Annotated in this window: 10 protein-coding genes; 4 read left to right on the forward strand and 6 right to left on the reverse strand. The window is 42.6% G+C overall.

Translation table 11 applies throughout. The annotated features are described in order from the left end of the window. Positions 1-417: 417 nt before the first annotated feature. Positions 418-1,719: a tyrosine--tRNA ligase gene (gene tyrS, locus RB622_RS18310; RefSeq protein WP_308048047.1), complete on the forward strand. Its 1,302-nt coding sequence runs from the start codon at positions 418-420 to the stop codon at positions 1,717-1,719. Between the two features lie 40 nt (positions 1,720-1,759). Here the strand turns inward: tyrS and RB622_RS18315 are convergent, their stop codons facing one another. The 4 genes from RB622_RS18315 to RB622_RS18330 all read right to left on the reverse strand — a co-directional run bounded on the left by RB622_RS18315 (position 1,760) and on the right by RB622_RS18330 (position 8,446). Continuing rightward, positions 1,760-2,770, reverse strand: a complete 1,011-nt coding sequence (locus RB622_RS18315; RefSeq protein WP_308048048.1) for a PorP/SprF family type IX secretion system membrane protein — start codon at positions 2,768-2,770, stop codon at positions 1,760-1,762. Further along, the gene (locus tag RB622_RS18320; RefSeq protein ID WP_308048049.1) at positions 2,770-6,150 is read right to left on the reverse strand and encodes a PKD domain-containing protein; all 3,381 of its coding nucleotides are present in this window, start codon (positions 6,148-6,150) and stop codon (positions 2,770-2,772) included. The genes RB622_RS18315 and RB622_RS18320 overlap by 1 nt, the downstream gene beginning before the upstream one ends. A gap of 214 nt (positions 6,151-6,364) precedes the next feature. Next, on the reverse strand, positions 6,365-7,576 hold the full coding sequence (locus RB622_RS18325) for an FAD-dependent oxidoreductase (RefSeq protein ID WP_308048050.1): 1,212 nt from the start codon (positions 7,574-7,576) through the stop codon (positions 6,365-6,367). Positions 7,577-7,630: 54 nt separating this feature from the next. Continuing rightward, complete coding sequence (locus RB622_RS18330) at positions 7,631-8,446, reverse strand: metallophosphoesterase (RefSeq protein WP_308048051.1); 816 nt, start codon at positions 8,444-8,446, stop codon at positions 7,631-7,633. Between the two features lie 132 nt (positions 8,447-8,578). Here RB622_RS18330 and RB622_RS18335 point away from each other — a divergent pair, with 132 nt between their 5' ends. Further along, entirely contained in the window at positions 8,579-9,037 is a 459-nt protein-coding gene (locus RB622_RS18335) for a regulatory protein RecX (RefSeq protein ID WP_308048052.1), read from the forward strand. A 158-nt stretch (positions 9,038-9,195) separates the two neighbouring features. Then, a complete protein-coding gene (locus tag RB622_RS18340; protein WP_308048053.1) occupies positions 9,196-10,245 on the forward strand; it encodes a glycosyltransferase family 9 protein in 1,050 nt (349 codons plus the stop codon). A gap of 92 nt (positions 10,246-10,337) precedes the next feature. Here the strand turns inward: RB622_RS18340 and RB622_RS18345 are convergent, their stop codons facing one another. Continuing rightward, the gene (locus tag RB622_RS18345; RefSeq protein WP_308048054.1) at positions 10,338-11,333 is read right to left on the reverse strand and encodes a ribonucleoside-diphosphate reductase small subunit; all 996 of its coding nucleotides are present in this window, start codon (positions 11,331-11,333) and stop codon (positions 10,338-10,340) included. A gap of 325 nt (positions 11,334-11,658) precedes the next feature. Here RB622_RS18345 and RB622_RS18350 point away from each other — a divergent pair, with 325 nt between their 5' ends. Beyond that, positions 11,659-12,717 (forward strand): glycosyltransferase family 1 protein, encoded by a 1,059-nt coding sequence (locus RB622_RS18350; protein ID WP_308048055.1) that lies wholly within the window; start codon positions 11,659-11,661, stop codon positions 12,715-12,717. Between the two features lie 18 nt (positions 12,718-12,735). On the opposite strand, the gene RB622_RS18355 is transcribed toward RB622_RS18350, so the two are convergent. Beyond that, on the reverse strand, positions 12,736-13,719 hold the full coding sequence (locus RB622_RS18355; RefSeq protein ID WP_308048056.1) for a glycosyltransferase family 2 protein: 984 nt from the start codon (positions 13,717-13,719) through the stop codon (positions 12,736-12,738). Between the last annotated feature and the right edge of the window lie 80 nt (positions 13,720-13,799).

Here is a 13,799-nt window from a genome sequence, read left to right on the forward strand (position 1 = left end):
AGCGCGATCCGGAATTATCGTAGCCGAGGCAGCGTTCCCATTGGAACGCTTGGTGGGTTTGTGGCGATGTTTTCTACCCACGAATTGTACCTCTGGTACAAAGTTCGGCATCAACCGGGGTATGGATTTTAATAATTCTTGGGATAATGATTGCAATGGGATAATGATTGTAATATTTTACCTCTTCTCGCTCTGCCGCTAGCACAAAATTCGGTATCAACCGAGGCTAATGGTTTTAAAAAACGTTGTGCCTTTGGTAGAATCTGCCACTTAGGAACCAGCCCAGGCCGAAATAACATCGCCCTTGATCCTCTTTTCAAATAACTTATCGCTTAATCCATCCGGCAAATCTGCAAGGTTTAGTAAAATCAATCTATCTTTGCACCTTGATTTTTAAAATTGCCAAATAGTATAAAAATGAGAACCGATTTCATTGAAGAATTGCGCTGGCGCGGCATGTTGCATGATATGATGCCAGGAACGGATGAGCAACTAAATAAAGAAATGACCGCCGGTTATATCGGTTTTGACCCAACGGCTGCTTCCCTGCATATCGGTAATCTTGCAACGATCATGTTGCTGGTACATTTACAAAAGGCTGGTCATAAGCCTATTGCATTGGTAGGCGGGGCGACCGGGATGATTGGTGATCCTTCTTTTAAAGCGGCTGAACGGTCATTTTTGGACGAGGATACACTTCGTATCAACCAGGAAGGAATTCGCAAGCAATTAGAACAATTCCTTGATTTTGACTGCGGAGAAAATTCTGCGGAAATGGTTAATAACTATGACTGGTTCAAAGAAATCGGCTTTTTGCAGTTCCTTCGGGAGGCAGGAAAGTATCTTTCTGTTAACTACATGATGTCAAAAGATTCTGTGAAGAAACGCCTTGAAACAGGAATTTCGTTTACTGAATTTTCATACCAGCTTTTGCAGGGTTACGATTTTTATCATTTATACAAACATAAAAATGTCCGTCTCCAGATGGGTGGTTCGGACCAGTGGGGAAATATCACGACGGGTACTGAAATCATTCGGCGTAAAGAGGGTGATGAAGAAGGCTATTTCAAGGCTTATGCTTTAACGACACCGCTTTTGACAAAATCAGACGGCTCGAAATTTGGGAAAAGTGAAGGCGGAAATATCTGGCTGGACGCATCGCGGACTTCGCCGTATGAATTTTACCAGTTTTGGTTGAGTCAGAGTGATGAAGATTCTCCAAGATTTTTGCGTGTTTTCTCGCTGAAATCGAAGGAGGAAATTGAAGCGCTGGAAAGCAGTCATGCCGCTGAACCACATCTGCGTATCATGCAAAAGGCACTGGCCGCTGAACTTACGATTCGTATTCACTCCGAACGTGATTACCAGCTGGTGTTAAAAGCTACCGATGTTTTGTTTGGAAAAGCGACTTTGGAAACACTGCAAAGCATCGCGGTCGATGAATTTGATACCATTTTCAATGGCGTGCCGCAAACTGAAATCAGCCGCGCGAATTGGGATGCTTGTCCTAACTTACTGGATTTGATTTCAACGGTTACCAATTCGGAGATATATCCTTCCAAAGGAGAAGCGCGCCGGGCTTTGCAGCAAAATGCTGTAAGCATCAATAAGGTAAAAGTTTCTTCGCCGGAACAGCCGCTTGCAGATTTTCAATTATTGCAGGACCGGTTTATTCTGGTTTCAAAAGGGAAGAAAAACCATTTGATTAAGGTCGTTTAACAACCGGAAAGCGAAGTGATCTCTGCGTCACTTCGCTTTTTTAATATCGCAAACATTTTCGTCCTCGTCGGTTTTGCGCACCTTTACCGGAAAACCGGAACAAGGCATCGATACCATACCAGATCGAGATTTCAAAGGCTCCTGTATCAAATCCCAAGGAAGATACAGGTAAGTCATAACTGGCCTGAAAGAGCATATTTCCACTTGCCCAGCCAACCGTTCCAATGGCGGCATCCCTTCTGGTATTGCCCAAAATCATGCCGCGGTACCATAATCCTACCAGTAATGGCGAGTAGATTACGTTGAAACCGGCATCCATTTGTCGGCTTGGACCTTGTTTCCGAACTTGAACAGCCATGGTCAGCGCGCTCTCCCGATTCATATCGCGGCCAAGATTATTTCCGAAGAAAGCCGGAATTTGTATAGGAATTTTTGTCCCCAGCTGGATATTCACACGTTGATGTTCAATGCTAAGCGCATTGTTGATACCGATGTTATGCCAGGCACCGGATAACCAGTAAGAAATATCTTCTTCATATTTAGGGACATATTCCAGGACTGCTCCGCCTGATAACGTCAGTTTATTGCTGGACAATCCATTGGTGGACATAGGGTCTGTACTTCCCAGAAATTGAGAAACATACGTCAAATCATCCCCGTTCCAGCTATTGGATGTCCAGGAACCTTGTATGCCTCCGATTAATCTTAATTCTTTTTGGCCGTCAAGATAAACCAGCTTGGAAATCTGGGCAGACAGCTGACTGCTGCTTAAAGCGGGTCCGCGTTTATCATGCAATGCCTGAAAACCCAGACCTATACCTGCGTCTTCTGCATAGGAATCGAAAGAAAAAGCAGCAGTTTGGAATGGAATGCCAATAGAGGCCCACTGGTTTCTGTAATTGGCAATAAATCTTGGCGTGCCTGCATCGCCGGCATAGGCGGGATTTGTGTACAGGGGATTGGCATAAAATTGTGAAAATTGGGGAGCCTGAGCCTGTATTTTTACAAGATTACAAGACAAAAAGATAAGCAGAATTAGAAATTTTTTCATTAACGAACCAGATAAAGGTTTCCTCTTAATTTGTCAGAAATACGGTTGTCGATGTACAAAATCTCAGCTTCGTATACATACAGGTCGGCGGGCAGCGGATTTCCTTTTAATGTTCCGTCCCAGGATTCGTCCGGTCGCTGACTTCCTGGTGGTACTTTTTTCATTTCAAATACCATTTCCCCCCATCTGTTCCTGATTTTTAGCGAAATGATTTCCTGAATACCCTTTCCAAAAAGTGTATATCTGTCCCCAAATCCGTCTGCATTCGGTGTGAAAGCCTTTGGGATATCAACCTGACAGTCGACAACTACAAAGGCGGCCGTTTTTTCAATGGAATCGCGGCACACACCGCCTTTGCCTACAACCAGTTTTATACCATACAAACCTTTGTCGAATGGCAGTGCCGGATTTTTAACGTCGGATGTTTTTCCATCGCTGAAATACCACTTATAGCTGTCTGCATGATCCGAAAGGCTTATCAAATTTGCTGGCCCCGGGGCGCAGATCAGCGAATCACCGTTTACTTTAAAATCGGCCGTTACAGGAGATAAAACCGAAACCGGTATTTTTTTGAGATCAACTTTGCAGGATTTAGATCCATGATAAGCACTCAATTTTACTTCATAATTTCCCGCATCTGAATAAATATGCGTTGGTGAATAATTCAGTGTATCCGGCGCAGAACCGTCTCCGAAATCCCATATAAAACCAAGCTGCGGATCCGATTTATTGGTAAACTGAATGGCCTGATCCTGACAGGCAACAGTCGCTCCCGTGAAATCTCCGGCAGGTGCTGTGGTTGTACGTACGGTTAATTGGGTAGAATCGTAGCCGCAAGCTGTGTAAGCGATCAAAGTAACTTTGTATTCTTTTTTGGATTGGGCGAATGCATGTTTGGGATTTGCCAGTGTTGAAATGCTGCCGTCACCAAATTTCCATACCCAGCGGTTGGGTTTTGGCACGGTTGCATCCGTGAATTGAACGGTTTCACCAGGGCACACCTCTGATTTTGATATGGTGTATAAAGCTTTTACCGTTGTGGGATAAACCTCTATTTTGACCTCGTCCGTATCTTGCCCGCAAGCACTGGTTACTTCCAGTTTCACCGTATACGTTTGGGCATTGTCTTTCGCAGAGAAAGAATGAAAAACGGTATCACTGCCTGTCTGGCGCATGATGCCATCTCCAAAAATCCACCTTGATTTGTCCTTATCAATACCGGAGGAGCGGTTTGAAAAAAGCAGTTGGGCAGGTGTACAGCGTAAAGTCGTTGAGTCGACCCCAATTTCAGCTTTTGCGAGGGGGCGTACGGTTACCTTTTTCGTCTCCGTTTTTTGACCGCAAGCATTGCTGGCCGTGACGATAACCGAAAATGTACTATCCTTTTTCGACTGATTGATGAATATTTTGGAAGACGGCTGATAACCTGTGGAGGTGGAACCATCGCCAAAGTTCCAGGTGTATGTAGCGGCTGGATCCTGATTTCCAGTCACATCAAAGGAGACATTTAAAGGAGAACAACCGAGTAAAACGGAAGGTGTAAATCCGATTGCCAGCGGTGGTGCCGTGACGGTTATGTCTTTGCGAAGTGTATCGGCACAGTTGCCTGCTTTTGCAATAAGCATAATCTTATTCAATCCGGTCACGAGTGTTAATTCAGGATTGGCGTCCGTTGAGGCGCTTTTGCCGTTGACAAACCAAACATAATTGTTTGCCGATGATGAGTTGTTTTTTGGCTTAAAGCTCGTTCCGGAACAACCAGCGCCTAATACAAACACAGCCTTCGGGCTTCCAACAGTTACTTTTGAAGTTGCAACCGCTTTGCAGCCGCTTTGGTTGGTCACTTCATAAGTAAGGGTGATTTGATTGGATGTCACATTTTTTACGATCAGCGTGTCATTTTTCAGACAATTGGTGCAGCCTGAGGATGTCCATTTGCCGCCAGCCGGAGCGCCCTGAAGTTTCAGGAAGTCTGTTCCACTGCAAATGGTTTGATCAGAAACTGTAACCTGTACCCCTTCCACTTTGATTTGCACAGCGTCGGACATGGCACATTGCCCTGCGCCTTTTGTGTAGGTTAATGTATAAGTTCCAGCCGTTTTCGGGACAAAAACTTTAACGCCATTCAGTGTTTCAACACCGGCCGTGCTCCAATCACCACCAGTTATATCGGCTCGTAGGGGTATGGGCGTAGTGCTGACACAGAGGACGGTATCTTTTAAAAAAGTTAAAATATTGACAGGCTTAGTCGCTGCTACTGAAAATGTGTCGCTGATCATTTGAGCGCCGCAGGCGTTTGTCATGCTGGCTGTGATGATATACGGTACATCATTTAACGGCAATGATATCGACTGATCCGGCGCGAGTGGTTTTCCATTCAAGGTATAGGTTGCACCCGTTACCGGATTGCTGATCTTATACTGAATAGGTTCACAGGCGTCCGGTTGAGGCGTCAATTTCGGTGCTTCCGGATCAATCACCTTGTATTTACGGACGATTGGCACTGAATTTCCGCAGTTATTGGCGGCCGTCAGCGTAATGGTGTATTCCTTTTTTTCTTTAAACTTCACCTTAACGATGCCGGAATTGTAGGAAGTTTTATCAATAAACTCATAAGATCCGCCGCTTATCGACCAGTAATAACTCGTCTCTTCCGTCGAAATTGTTCCATCCATGGTTAGCGTTGCGCCATTGGAAAAACAAATCGTGGTATCTTTATTGGCAATGGAAAAGCCCGTGGCGTTAAAATTGGCAACGGGTTTTTTACTCAGTTTGAAATCGACTTCTTTTGAATTTGTTCCACAGGTTTTCGAAGTAGCCGTCAGTTTTACCTTATAGGTTTGATTCGGATCGGTAAATGAAATGGATGGATTTATCGACGTGCTGGTCCGTCCGTCGCTGAATTCCCACAAAAAATTAATATCAGAAGAAGTAGGGCAGCTGTTGTTATTAATTGAAAGCGATGAGCCTTCGCAAGCCGCCTGAACGGTCGGGTTGGCCTGTGGATTTTTGTTGAAAGTAACCCGAAAGCCCTTGTTGTCATTTGGACAAGTTGCATTTTCTACAAAAATAGCGACCTTGAATTCGCCGTTGGAACAGTTTTTGACGAAATTTTTTAAGTCGTATTTATGGCTTAAAGTAAGAGCAGCATTAAGTGTTACGGGTTCGATGCTCCCGTCGCCCCAGTCAATTTTGTAAGACTTACTGGCACAAGGGCCTGGCGTGACCTTTACGCAAAGGCTGTAAAGTGAGTCGCTTGGTGCCACACAAACAATACCGGTTCCTGTTCCGTCGCAGGTTGTGATATCCACACGCTCTTGCGCGTGGGACAGGATGCTGAGCAGTACTAAAAAGAAAGTACAGGTAAAAAATAATTTCAAATCGAGGAATCTTTTGATAGAGGTCTTTACCGGATGGTATTTTATTACAATCCAATGTGAAAGATAGATATTTCCTGAAATATTGTAACCATTTAGTACTTAAATATCTACCAAAATTTAAATTATTGAAGAATTTATTGGTGAGACTTTCTGCATTAAAGAAGTCAAGACTGGGCGTCCCCGTTCCCAAAACTTGACTTCTTTTTGTTCAAACTTAAACCCGTTCAAAACAAAAGATCGAAGCATCCGGATTTTTCTTGCCAATAATGGCATCCCTGATAATGTCGGCCGCGATCACGCTGAATAATATTCCGTTTCCACCAAAACCTAAAGCAAAATAAGTGTTGGGATGCTCCTTGATGCCACCTATAAAAGGCAGGCCATCTTCCGTTTCTGCGAAAGTGCCGCACCATTCATAATCGGTAACGAAAGGAAGAACCGGAAACATTTTCATAGCTGCCGCCGCCAATTGTTTGCTTTTGGAGTGAAGCAGCCGGTCTCGTTTTCCTGCACTTTGAAACGTTTCGTCTTTTCCACCGATCAAAACACGGTTATCTTCTGTTGTTCTCAGGTAGAGATAAGGACGCGCGCTTTCCCACAACAGCGCATTTTTGTACCATAAGGGCTTGTCTTGCATAATCGGCTTGCTGACAATCGCATAAGTGGAATGAAGCCGAGTCACTTTCTTCGCAATATAATCCTGAGATTCATATCCGCTGGCGATAATGAGTTTCCCAGCGTTAATCTGTGAACCGTTGTCGAGATGCAGGGTGACACCTTTTTTGTGATGATTAATTACTTCGACTTTTACCGTATCATAAACTTTTGCTCCTTTTAAAACACAAGCATTTAGCAATGCATGTGTCATTTTATAAGGATCCAGTTGAGCGGCGTCATGAGAAAGAATAGCCCCGCTTTTTTTCAAAGCAGGAAAATGACTTCGAAGTTCGTCCTGTTCCCACCATGCTACATTAATTCCCTGATTTTTTCGCTCCTGATATTCCTTTTTCAGATCGGGGAGATCGTTTTTTTTTGATGCGTAGTAAAGGCTGTCTTTTAGTGAAAAATGAACGTCCTTGTCCAGCAATTTTACAATTTTCTGAATCTTGTAAATAGCTTCGACGCACAGCTGATAACTTCTGACTGCATTCTTTTTTCCTACCAGTTCAATTAACTCGGTAAGCGGCGTGTCAATTTCATACTGCAAAAGCGCCGTGCTCCCGGAAGTGCTGCCGAGCGCGATATGTCGTTTTTCGATGACTACAACAGGAATACCGGCTTCCGTAAGTGTCCATGCAAGCAATGCGCCGGTAATACCTCCACCCATGATGGCCACATCCGTATGTATATCCTCTCTCAAAGCTGGAAAGGAATCCAATATGCCATTTTTGTAAAACCAATAGGGCTGACCGCTGAGTAAATCCATAAGGGAGGTTTTTTGTAATACCCGAGATGCGAATATTACAAAAACCGTTCCCGATTATTTTTTCCCGTTAAATGAATTTAATATGGGGGCCGCAGTTGGATTATATTGGTACGTCTGCCAGGTTTCATCCTGATAGATTTCCACGACCCTATATCCCTTGTATGCCGTTCCCCAGCTTCCCCCAAAATGCCCATCGAAGAAATAAGGCTTTTGTCCAAGCGTTTTCTGGCTATCCTGGTCATGGTCGTGCCCGTGAAAAATGGCTTTTACATTGGGTGTGTTTGAAAAGAGGTCGGTCACTTCTTTGCAGTTAATGCCATGGGTTGTCCATTTCTCTGGGGTGATATGCAGAAAAATGAAAATACCTTTCGATGCTGAATATTTAGCTATTTCGGTGCGAAGCCAATTGACATCCGGACAGATATATTCGCCTTTTTCATTGGATGTATCACCAAGAATGAAAGCGTATTCACCTTTTGCAAAACTGTGGTTGGTTGGATATCCCCAGGTGCTTTGCCATACATCCAGTCCCACTTTGTCATGGTTTCCACGGGTTACGTAAAAAGGTACGCGTAAATTTTCAAAGGTTGATTTTACATCATACAGCAGTGTTGGGTCATCATGAATCAAGTCTCCGTTGATCACCGTGAAATCAACGCCTTTTTGTACTTTTTCTTGATTGATCCAGCCAATCAAATCGCTGTGAAAAGTTTTGTATTCGGTATCAGGCTGCCCGTAATGTCCGTCCGAAGCAACGATGAAACGCAGCGCAAGTTTTCCGGCTTTGGCGTTTTGTTCAGGGAGATTAAGAAAAGAAAGTCCCGACATGGCAGGCAAAAATTTCAAAAAGGAGCGTCTTTCAAAAATCATATGGGTTAATCGTTTGGAATGGGGCGTAAAGTTCGTCACAGATGTTTTACCAAAAATAGTTATTCAGCGTTGATAATTTATCTTTAATCTTGTGACAATATATCATATATAAATATTAGTTAATATTGCCGCATGGATCGTCTTATTCTTCAAAAAGCAGCCTCTTATTGCGCATATCAGGAGCGAACCCAGGATGAGGTAAGGAAACGTTTGCAAAAATGGGAGGTTTGGGGCGAGGAGGCTGACGAAATTATTGCAGAACTCATTTCGCAAAACTATCTTAGCGAAGAACGTTTTGCGAAAACCTATGCAGGAGGGAAATTCCGGATGAAAAACTGGGGTAAAATGAAGATCAAACAGGAGCTTCATCGCCGCGGACTTTCGGAATACAGCATCCAGCAAGGCATGAAGGAAATTCCCGAGGCGTCGTATCTGACGGGTTTAAAGGAAGTTTTGATCAAGAAAAAGGCGCAGCTGCTGCGCACTGAAACGGATAAATTTAAGCTTAAACAAAAACTCGTTCGTTTTGCCCTGGGTAAAGGATATGAAAACGAGCTGGTTTGGAAAGCCGTCGAAAATTTGGATGACTAAATTTATTTTGCGTTAGAATAGGATTAGAATTTAAGTGGAGAGGAAAAATATATCAGCTTTTTAAAAGAAAATCGGTTGATATTGGTTATTATAGTACATAGTAAATAAAGCCACTGGGAAATGTTGTCTGAAGACAACTCATGAATGACAATTAAAAAATGTTAGGAAAGAAGCTTAAAATTCTTGTTAGCAGAACAGATGCCATCGGAGATGTTATTTTGACAATTCCTATTTGTGATATATTAAAGGAGAATATTGAGGTTTCTGAGTTGCATTTTTTAGGCCGTTCCTATACCGAAGATGTGATCCGGACCTGCTCCGTCATTGACAAATTTGTTAATATTGATCTGCTGGAAAAGCTGGATTATGCAGCACAGGTTCAGTCTTTGAAAGACGAGAATTATGATGCGATTATCCATGTTTTACCTAATATAAGAATCGCCCGGCTTGCGAAAGATGCTAAAATCCCAATCCGGATCGGGACGACCAACCGGTGGTTTCATTGGATGACCTGTAACAGGCTTGTTCAGTTGAGCCGGAAAAAATCAGATTTGCACGAAGCGCAATTGAATCTGAAACTGCTGAAAGCGCTGGAAATTGAGCGGGAATTTTCGTTGGAAAGTATTTTTCAGCATTTTAAACTGAGTAATATTGCTCCGCTGCCCCAGAAATTGTATGCCTATCTTCAAAAAGACAGACTTAATATTATCCTGCACCCTAAATCCAATAAGAGTGCAAGGGAATGGGGATTGCAGAACTTTGCCGATCTTATCAATCTTTTACCAAGGGAAAAATACCGGATTTTTATTTCGGGGACCAAGGCGGAAGGTGCTTTGATGAGAGATTGGCTGCATCAGCTGCCCGAGCATGTGATTGATGTAACGGGTATGATGACCCTGAAAGAATTTATTTCCTTTATATATCATTCAAACGGCCTTATTGCAGCCAGTACGGGACCGTTACATGTGGCGGCGGCTTTGGGGAATAATGCGCTGGGATTGTATCCGCCCATGCGCCCGATCTTCCCGCAAAGATGGGCACCTATCGGCCCTAAGGCTTCTTTTCTGGTGGGGAAAACAAATTGTAACAAATGCCAGGAAGATGTTTCCAAGTGTGAATGCATGAACCAGATTTCTCCAAAAGAGGTGGCTTCGGTGATCAGAAAGTGGGAGAAAAGCGCAGATCTGGTGGTTAAGATCTTGCCATAATCCTGGATAAATCCTAAAAGGTTAATCTTATAAAACGAAGCCGGGCATGCGTTTAAAACACATGCCCGGCTTCGTTTTATATATTTTATTGATCAGAAATCTGAATCAAAAGAGATTTTGTGTCCTGAATCTTTATCCTGCAATCCGCTCATCACACCGGCTTTTTGATAATCTCCAACGCGTTTTTCGAAGAAATTGGTTTTTCCCGGAAGCGATATCAATTCCATAAAATCGAAAGGGTTTGCCGAGCCGAATTGTTTTGGGCAGCCCAGGCGTTCCAGCCAGAAATCAGCGATATATTCGATGTACTGGTTCATCAGGTCTGCATTCATGCCGATCAATGAAACCGGGAGCGCCTCAGTAACAAACTCCTGTTCGATTTTTACGGCGTCAAGCATAATTTCAATGACGCGTTCCTGTGGCAGCTGATTGACAATGTGTTGTGTATAAAGCAAGCATGCAAATTCGCAATGAAGTCCTTCGTCACGGGAAATTAATTCATTTGAAAAAGATAATCCCGGCATTAATCCGCGTTTCTTTAACCAGAATATCGAGCAGAAAGACCCTGAAAAGAAAATGCCTTCCACAGCAGCAAACGCTATAATTCTTTCGGCAAAAACAGGGCTGTTAATCCACTTTAAAGCCCATTCTGCTTTTTTCTGAACACAGGGAACCGTATCAATAGCCCGTAAAAGATGGGTTTTTTCGGCAGGATCTTTAATATAAGTATCGATCAGCAGCGAATAGGTTTCGGAATGTATATTTTCCATGGCAATCTGAAAACCATAAAAACATTTTGCTTCCGCATATTGTACTTCGCTAAGAAAATTAACGGCCAGGTTTTCATTCACAATACCGTCCGAAGCGGCGAAAAATGCAAGAATATGAGAAATGAAATGGCGCTCACCGTCATTCAGATTATCCCAGTCTTTTTGGTCCTGAGATAAATCGATTTCTTCGGCAGTCCAGAAAGATGCTTCATGACGCTTATACATTTCCCAGATATCCATGTGTTTGATCGGAAATAAGACAAAACGCAATGGATCCTCAATCAACAGGGGTTCCTGTTTTATAATTTCTTGTGACATAGTTAATTATTTATGAATACAGACCAGATATCAGTTGCAGCATAGTAGAAATTTTTGAGGGTGGTTGCTGCCGAAGCAAATCTACATGCTTTGGCCCGGAATTTCAAGAAGGTTTGAGCAAATACAACGCTTATTTTGAAGGGCCCTATCCGTCCTGTATCGCTCGTTGGTGACAAAAAAAACGTACCTTAATTACATTTGTAATTTCATTTTTTGTTTTTTTTATAACTACTTTTAGCCATTCGGGGCTTTTTTTGAGTAGTAGATATTCTATATCAGTCTTGTATAAATTTTACAGAACTATACACAGGCATCTACAAGGCTAATGTCAAAAAAAATAATGGTTGATTGTGAACGAATGCGGTACCCCAATACCGGTTTGTATCATTTTTGTTTACAATTAGGTAAAGCATTGCAGGCACAGACAGATCATGAAAACGAAGAGGTCGGTTTTTACCTCCCAAAAGCGGAAAAGGGAGTGTTTGGTGATGAAGCTGAGGAAGTGTATCGGCATTTTATACACAAACATGTATTCCCAAGGGTTAGCCACGTAAACCTTTGGCATTGTACCTATCAGGGCACAAATTACTACCCCTTTAACAAACAAATCCCGGTTGTTCTCACCATACATGACCTGAATTTTTTGTATGACTTAAATCAATCTGAAAAGAAAAAGAAGAAATATCTGGGATTGCTGCAACGTAAAATTGATCATGCAAGTCATGTTGTGGCGATATCAAATTATGTGATGGAGGATCTTCGGAGAAATCTTTCTTTGGCGGGGAAAGCGTGCTCCGTTATTTACAATGGGTGTAATGTCGATGACGATATACCGATTACTGTGCCGGAAAGGACTTATGACAAGCCGTTTCTATTTACAATCGGGACGATTACCGAGAAAAAGAATTTCCAGGTTTTGCCTTCACTGCTGGTGGATAACGATCTGTTCCTGGTCATTGCCGGTATAGAAGATAGAGCAAATTTCAGGCAGGTGATCGAAGCGGAAGCCCGTAGGTGGGGCGTTCAGGATCGGGTTATTTTTACCGGTGCGATTTCTGAAAATGACAAAAAATGGCATTTGGATAACTGCCTCGCATTTTTGTTTCCATCGATAGCCGAAGGATTTGGGTTACCCGTGATCGAAGCCATGTATTATGGTAAACCTGTAATTTTGTCAAAATGTACTTCCCTGCCTGAAATCGGTGGGGACTGTGCTTATTACTTCGAGGATTTCGAGTCTGACAATATGCGAAAAGTACTCGCTGCCAGTCTGGAAGATTATGACAAAAACCAGCCTGCTGAAAAGATCAGGGCAAGAGGGAGATCGTTTTCCTGGAAGGATGCAGCAGAAAAGTATTTTGCCTTATATCGGAGTTTGTATTGAGAGCATAAAGGTTTTTACTTAAAGCTTGATGACGTGCTGGTATTTGATCATGATTTTAATGTTTTCGATCACGTCCAGGATCCCGATATTAGAATGATTTTTCTTCATCTGACGGTTGAAAGCGCTCTTTTTGATTCGTAAACCTTTCCGGTTACGCAGGAAATCCCGGTAAGCTTCGATTTTGTAAAACTGGCAGGTGAAAAGGCCCACAAATACATCACAAAGAAGGATTTGTAAATGCCATAAGGCAAGATCACTCCCCTGAAGATGCAGGTAATGCACATAGTACCGGTTGCGGAAATGAATTCTCTTAATTGCACGTTTGTGGTTATGGTTTTTGGTACTGGCCATAACTTCGTGGCGGCAAACTGCATTGTGTTCATAGTAACATTTCCAGCCCATTCTCCATGCGCGGATCGAAAGTTCCTGATCTTCACCATAGTAAGGATTGAACATTTCGTTGAAACCATTAATTGTTTTAAGTTTTTTTGTGTCAAGCAGCGCGTTACAGCCTGACAGATAGAAGGTGGGAGTAAAAGCATCCATGTTTTGAAGATGGAACAAATCGGACGATTTTATCTTCCGGCCCATAATCTTCGGTTCTCTGGCCGCTTCTCTGATCAGGTCATCGTCCATGCCGATGATGCGCCCCATTACGCCAAAAGTATCTTCTTTTTCAAAGAATTTATACAACTTTTCAAGATATCCCGGTTCAAGTGTTACGTCGGTATTCAGCAAAAATATGAGATCCATATTGGCCTGTTTAATACCCAGGTTACAGGTCTCGGAAAATCCTGAATTGGATTCTTTTTTTAAAAGTGTGATGGTATCCCCATAATGTTGTTCCAAATATTCCACAGAACCATCCGTTGATGCATCGTCAATAACAATGATTTCCACTTCTGTTTTAATAGAAGTAAGCACCTGGAAATTATGTTTGAAATACTTTTCAAATAAATGTTTTCCGTTATAATTTGGAATGATTACTGAGATGCTTTTCATTCAATCGGTTATTTAGTTAAACGAATTTTTAATAACCCACACGGACGGACTGCCTTTAATTACGTTCCGCATCATTGGTT

It is taken from the genome of Dyadobacter sp. LHD-138 (genome assembly GCF_030929615.1).
Taxonomy (GTDB): Bacteria; Bacteroidota; Bacteroidia; order Cytophagales; family Spirosomataceae; genus Dyadobacter.

What these genes read in the sequence shown, in the direction of transcription:
- tyrS (WP_308048047.1), top strand. Translation starts at nt 418, where the DNA reads ATGAGAACCGATTTCATTGAAGAATTGCGCTGGCGCGGCATGTTGCAT.
- RB622_RS18315 (WP_308048048.1), bottom strand. Translation starts at nt 2,770, where the DNA reads ATGAAAAAATTTCTAATTCTGCTTATCTTTTTGTCTTGTAATCTTGTA.
- RB622_RS18325 (WP_308048050.1), bottom strand. Translation starts at nt 7,576, where the DNA reads ATGGATTTACTCAGCGGTCAGCCCTATTGGTTTTACAAAAATGGCATA.
- RB622_RS18330 (WP_308048051.1), bottom strand. Translation starts at nt 8,446, where the DNA reads ATGATTTTTGAAAGACGCTCCTTTTTGAAATTTTTGCCTGCCATGTCG.
- RB622_RS18335 (WP_308048052.1), top strand. Translation starts at nt 8,579, where the DNA reads ATGGATCGTCTTATTCTTCAAAAAGCAGCCTCTTATTGCGCATATCAG.
- RB622_RS18340 (WP_308048053.1), top strand. Translation starts at nt 9,196, where the DNA reads ATGTTAGGAAAGAAGCTTAAAATTCTTGTTAGCAGAACAGATGCCATC.
- RB622_RS18345 (WP_308048054.1), bottom strand. Translation starts at nt 11,333, where the DNA reads ATGTCACAAGAAATTATAAAACAGGAACCCCTGTTGATTGAGGATCCA.
- RB622_RS18350 (WP_308048055.1), top strand. Translation starts at nt 11,659, where the DNA reads ATGTCAAAAAAAATAATGGTTGATTGTGAACGAATGCGGTACCCCAAT.
- RB622_RS18355 (WP_308048056.1), bottom strand. Translation starts at nt 13,719, where the DNA reads ATGAAAAGCATCTCAGTAATCATTCCAAATTATAACGGAAAACATTTA.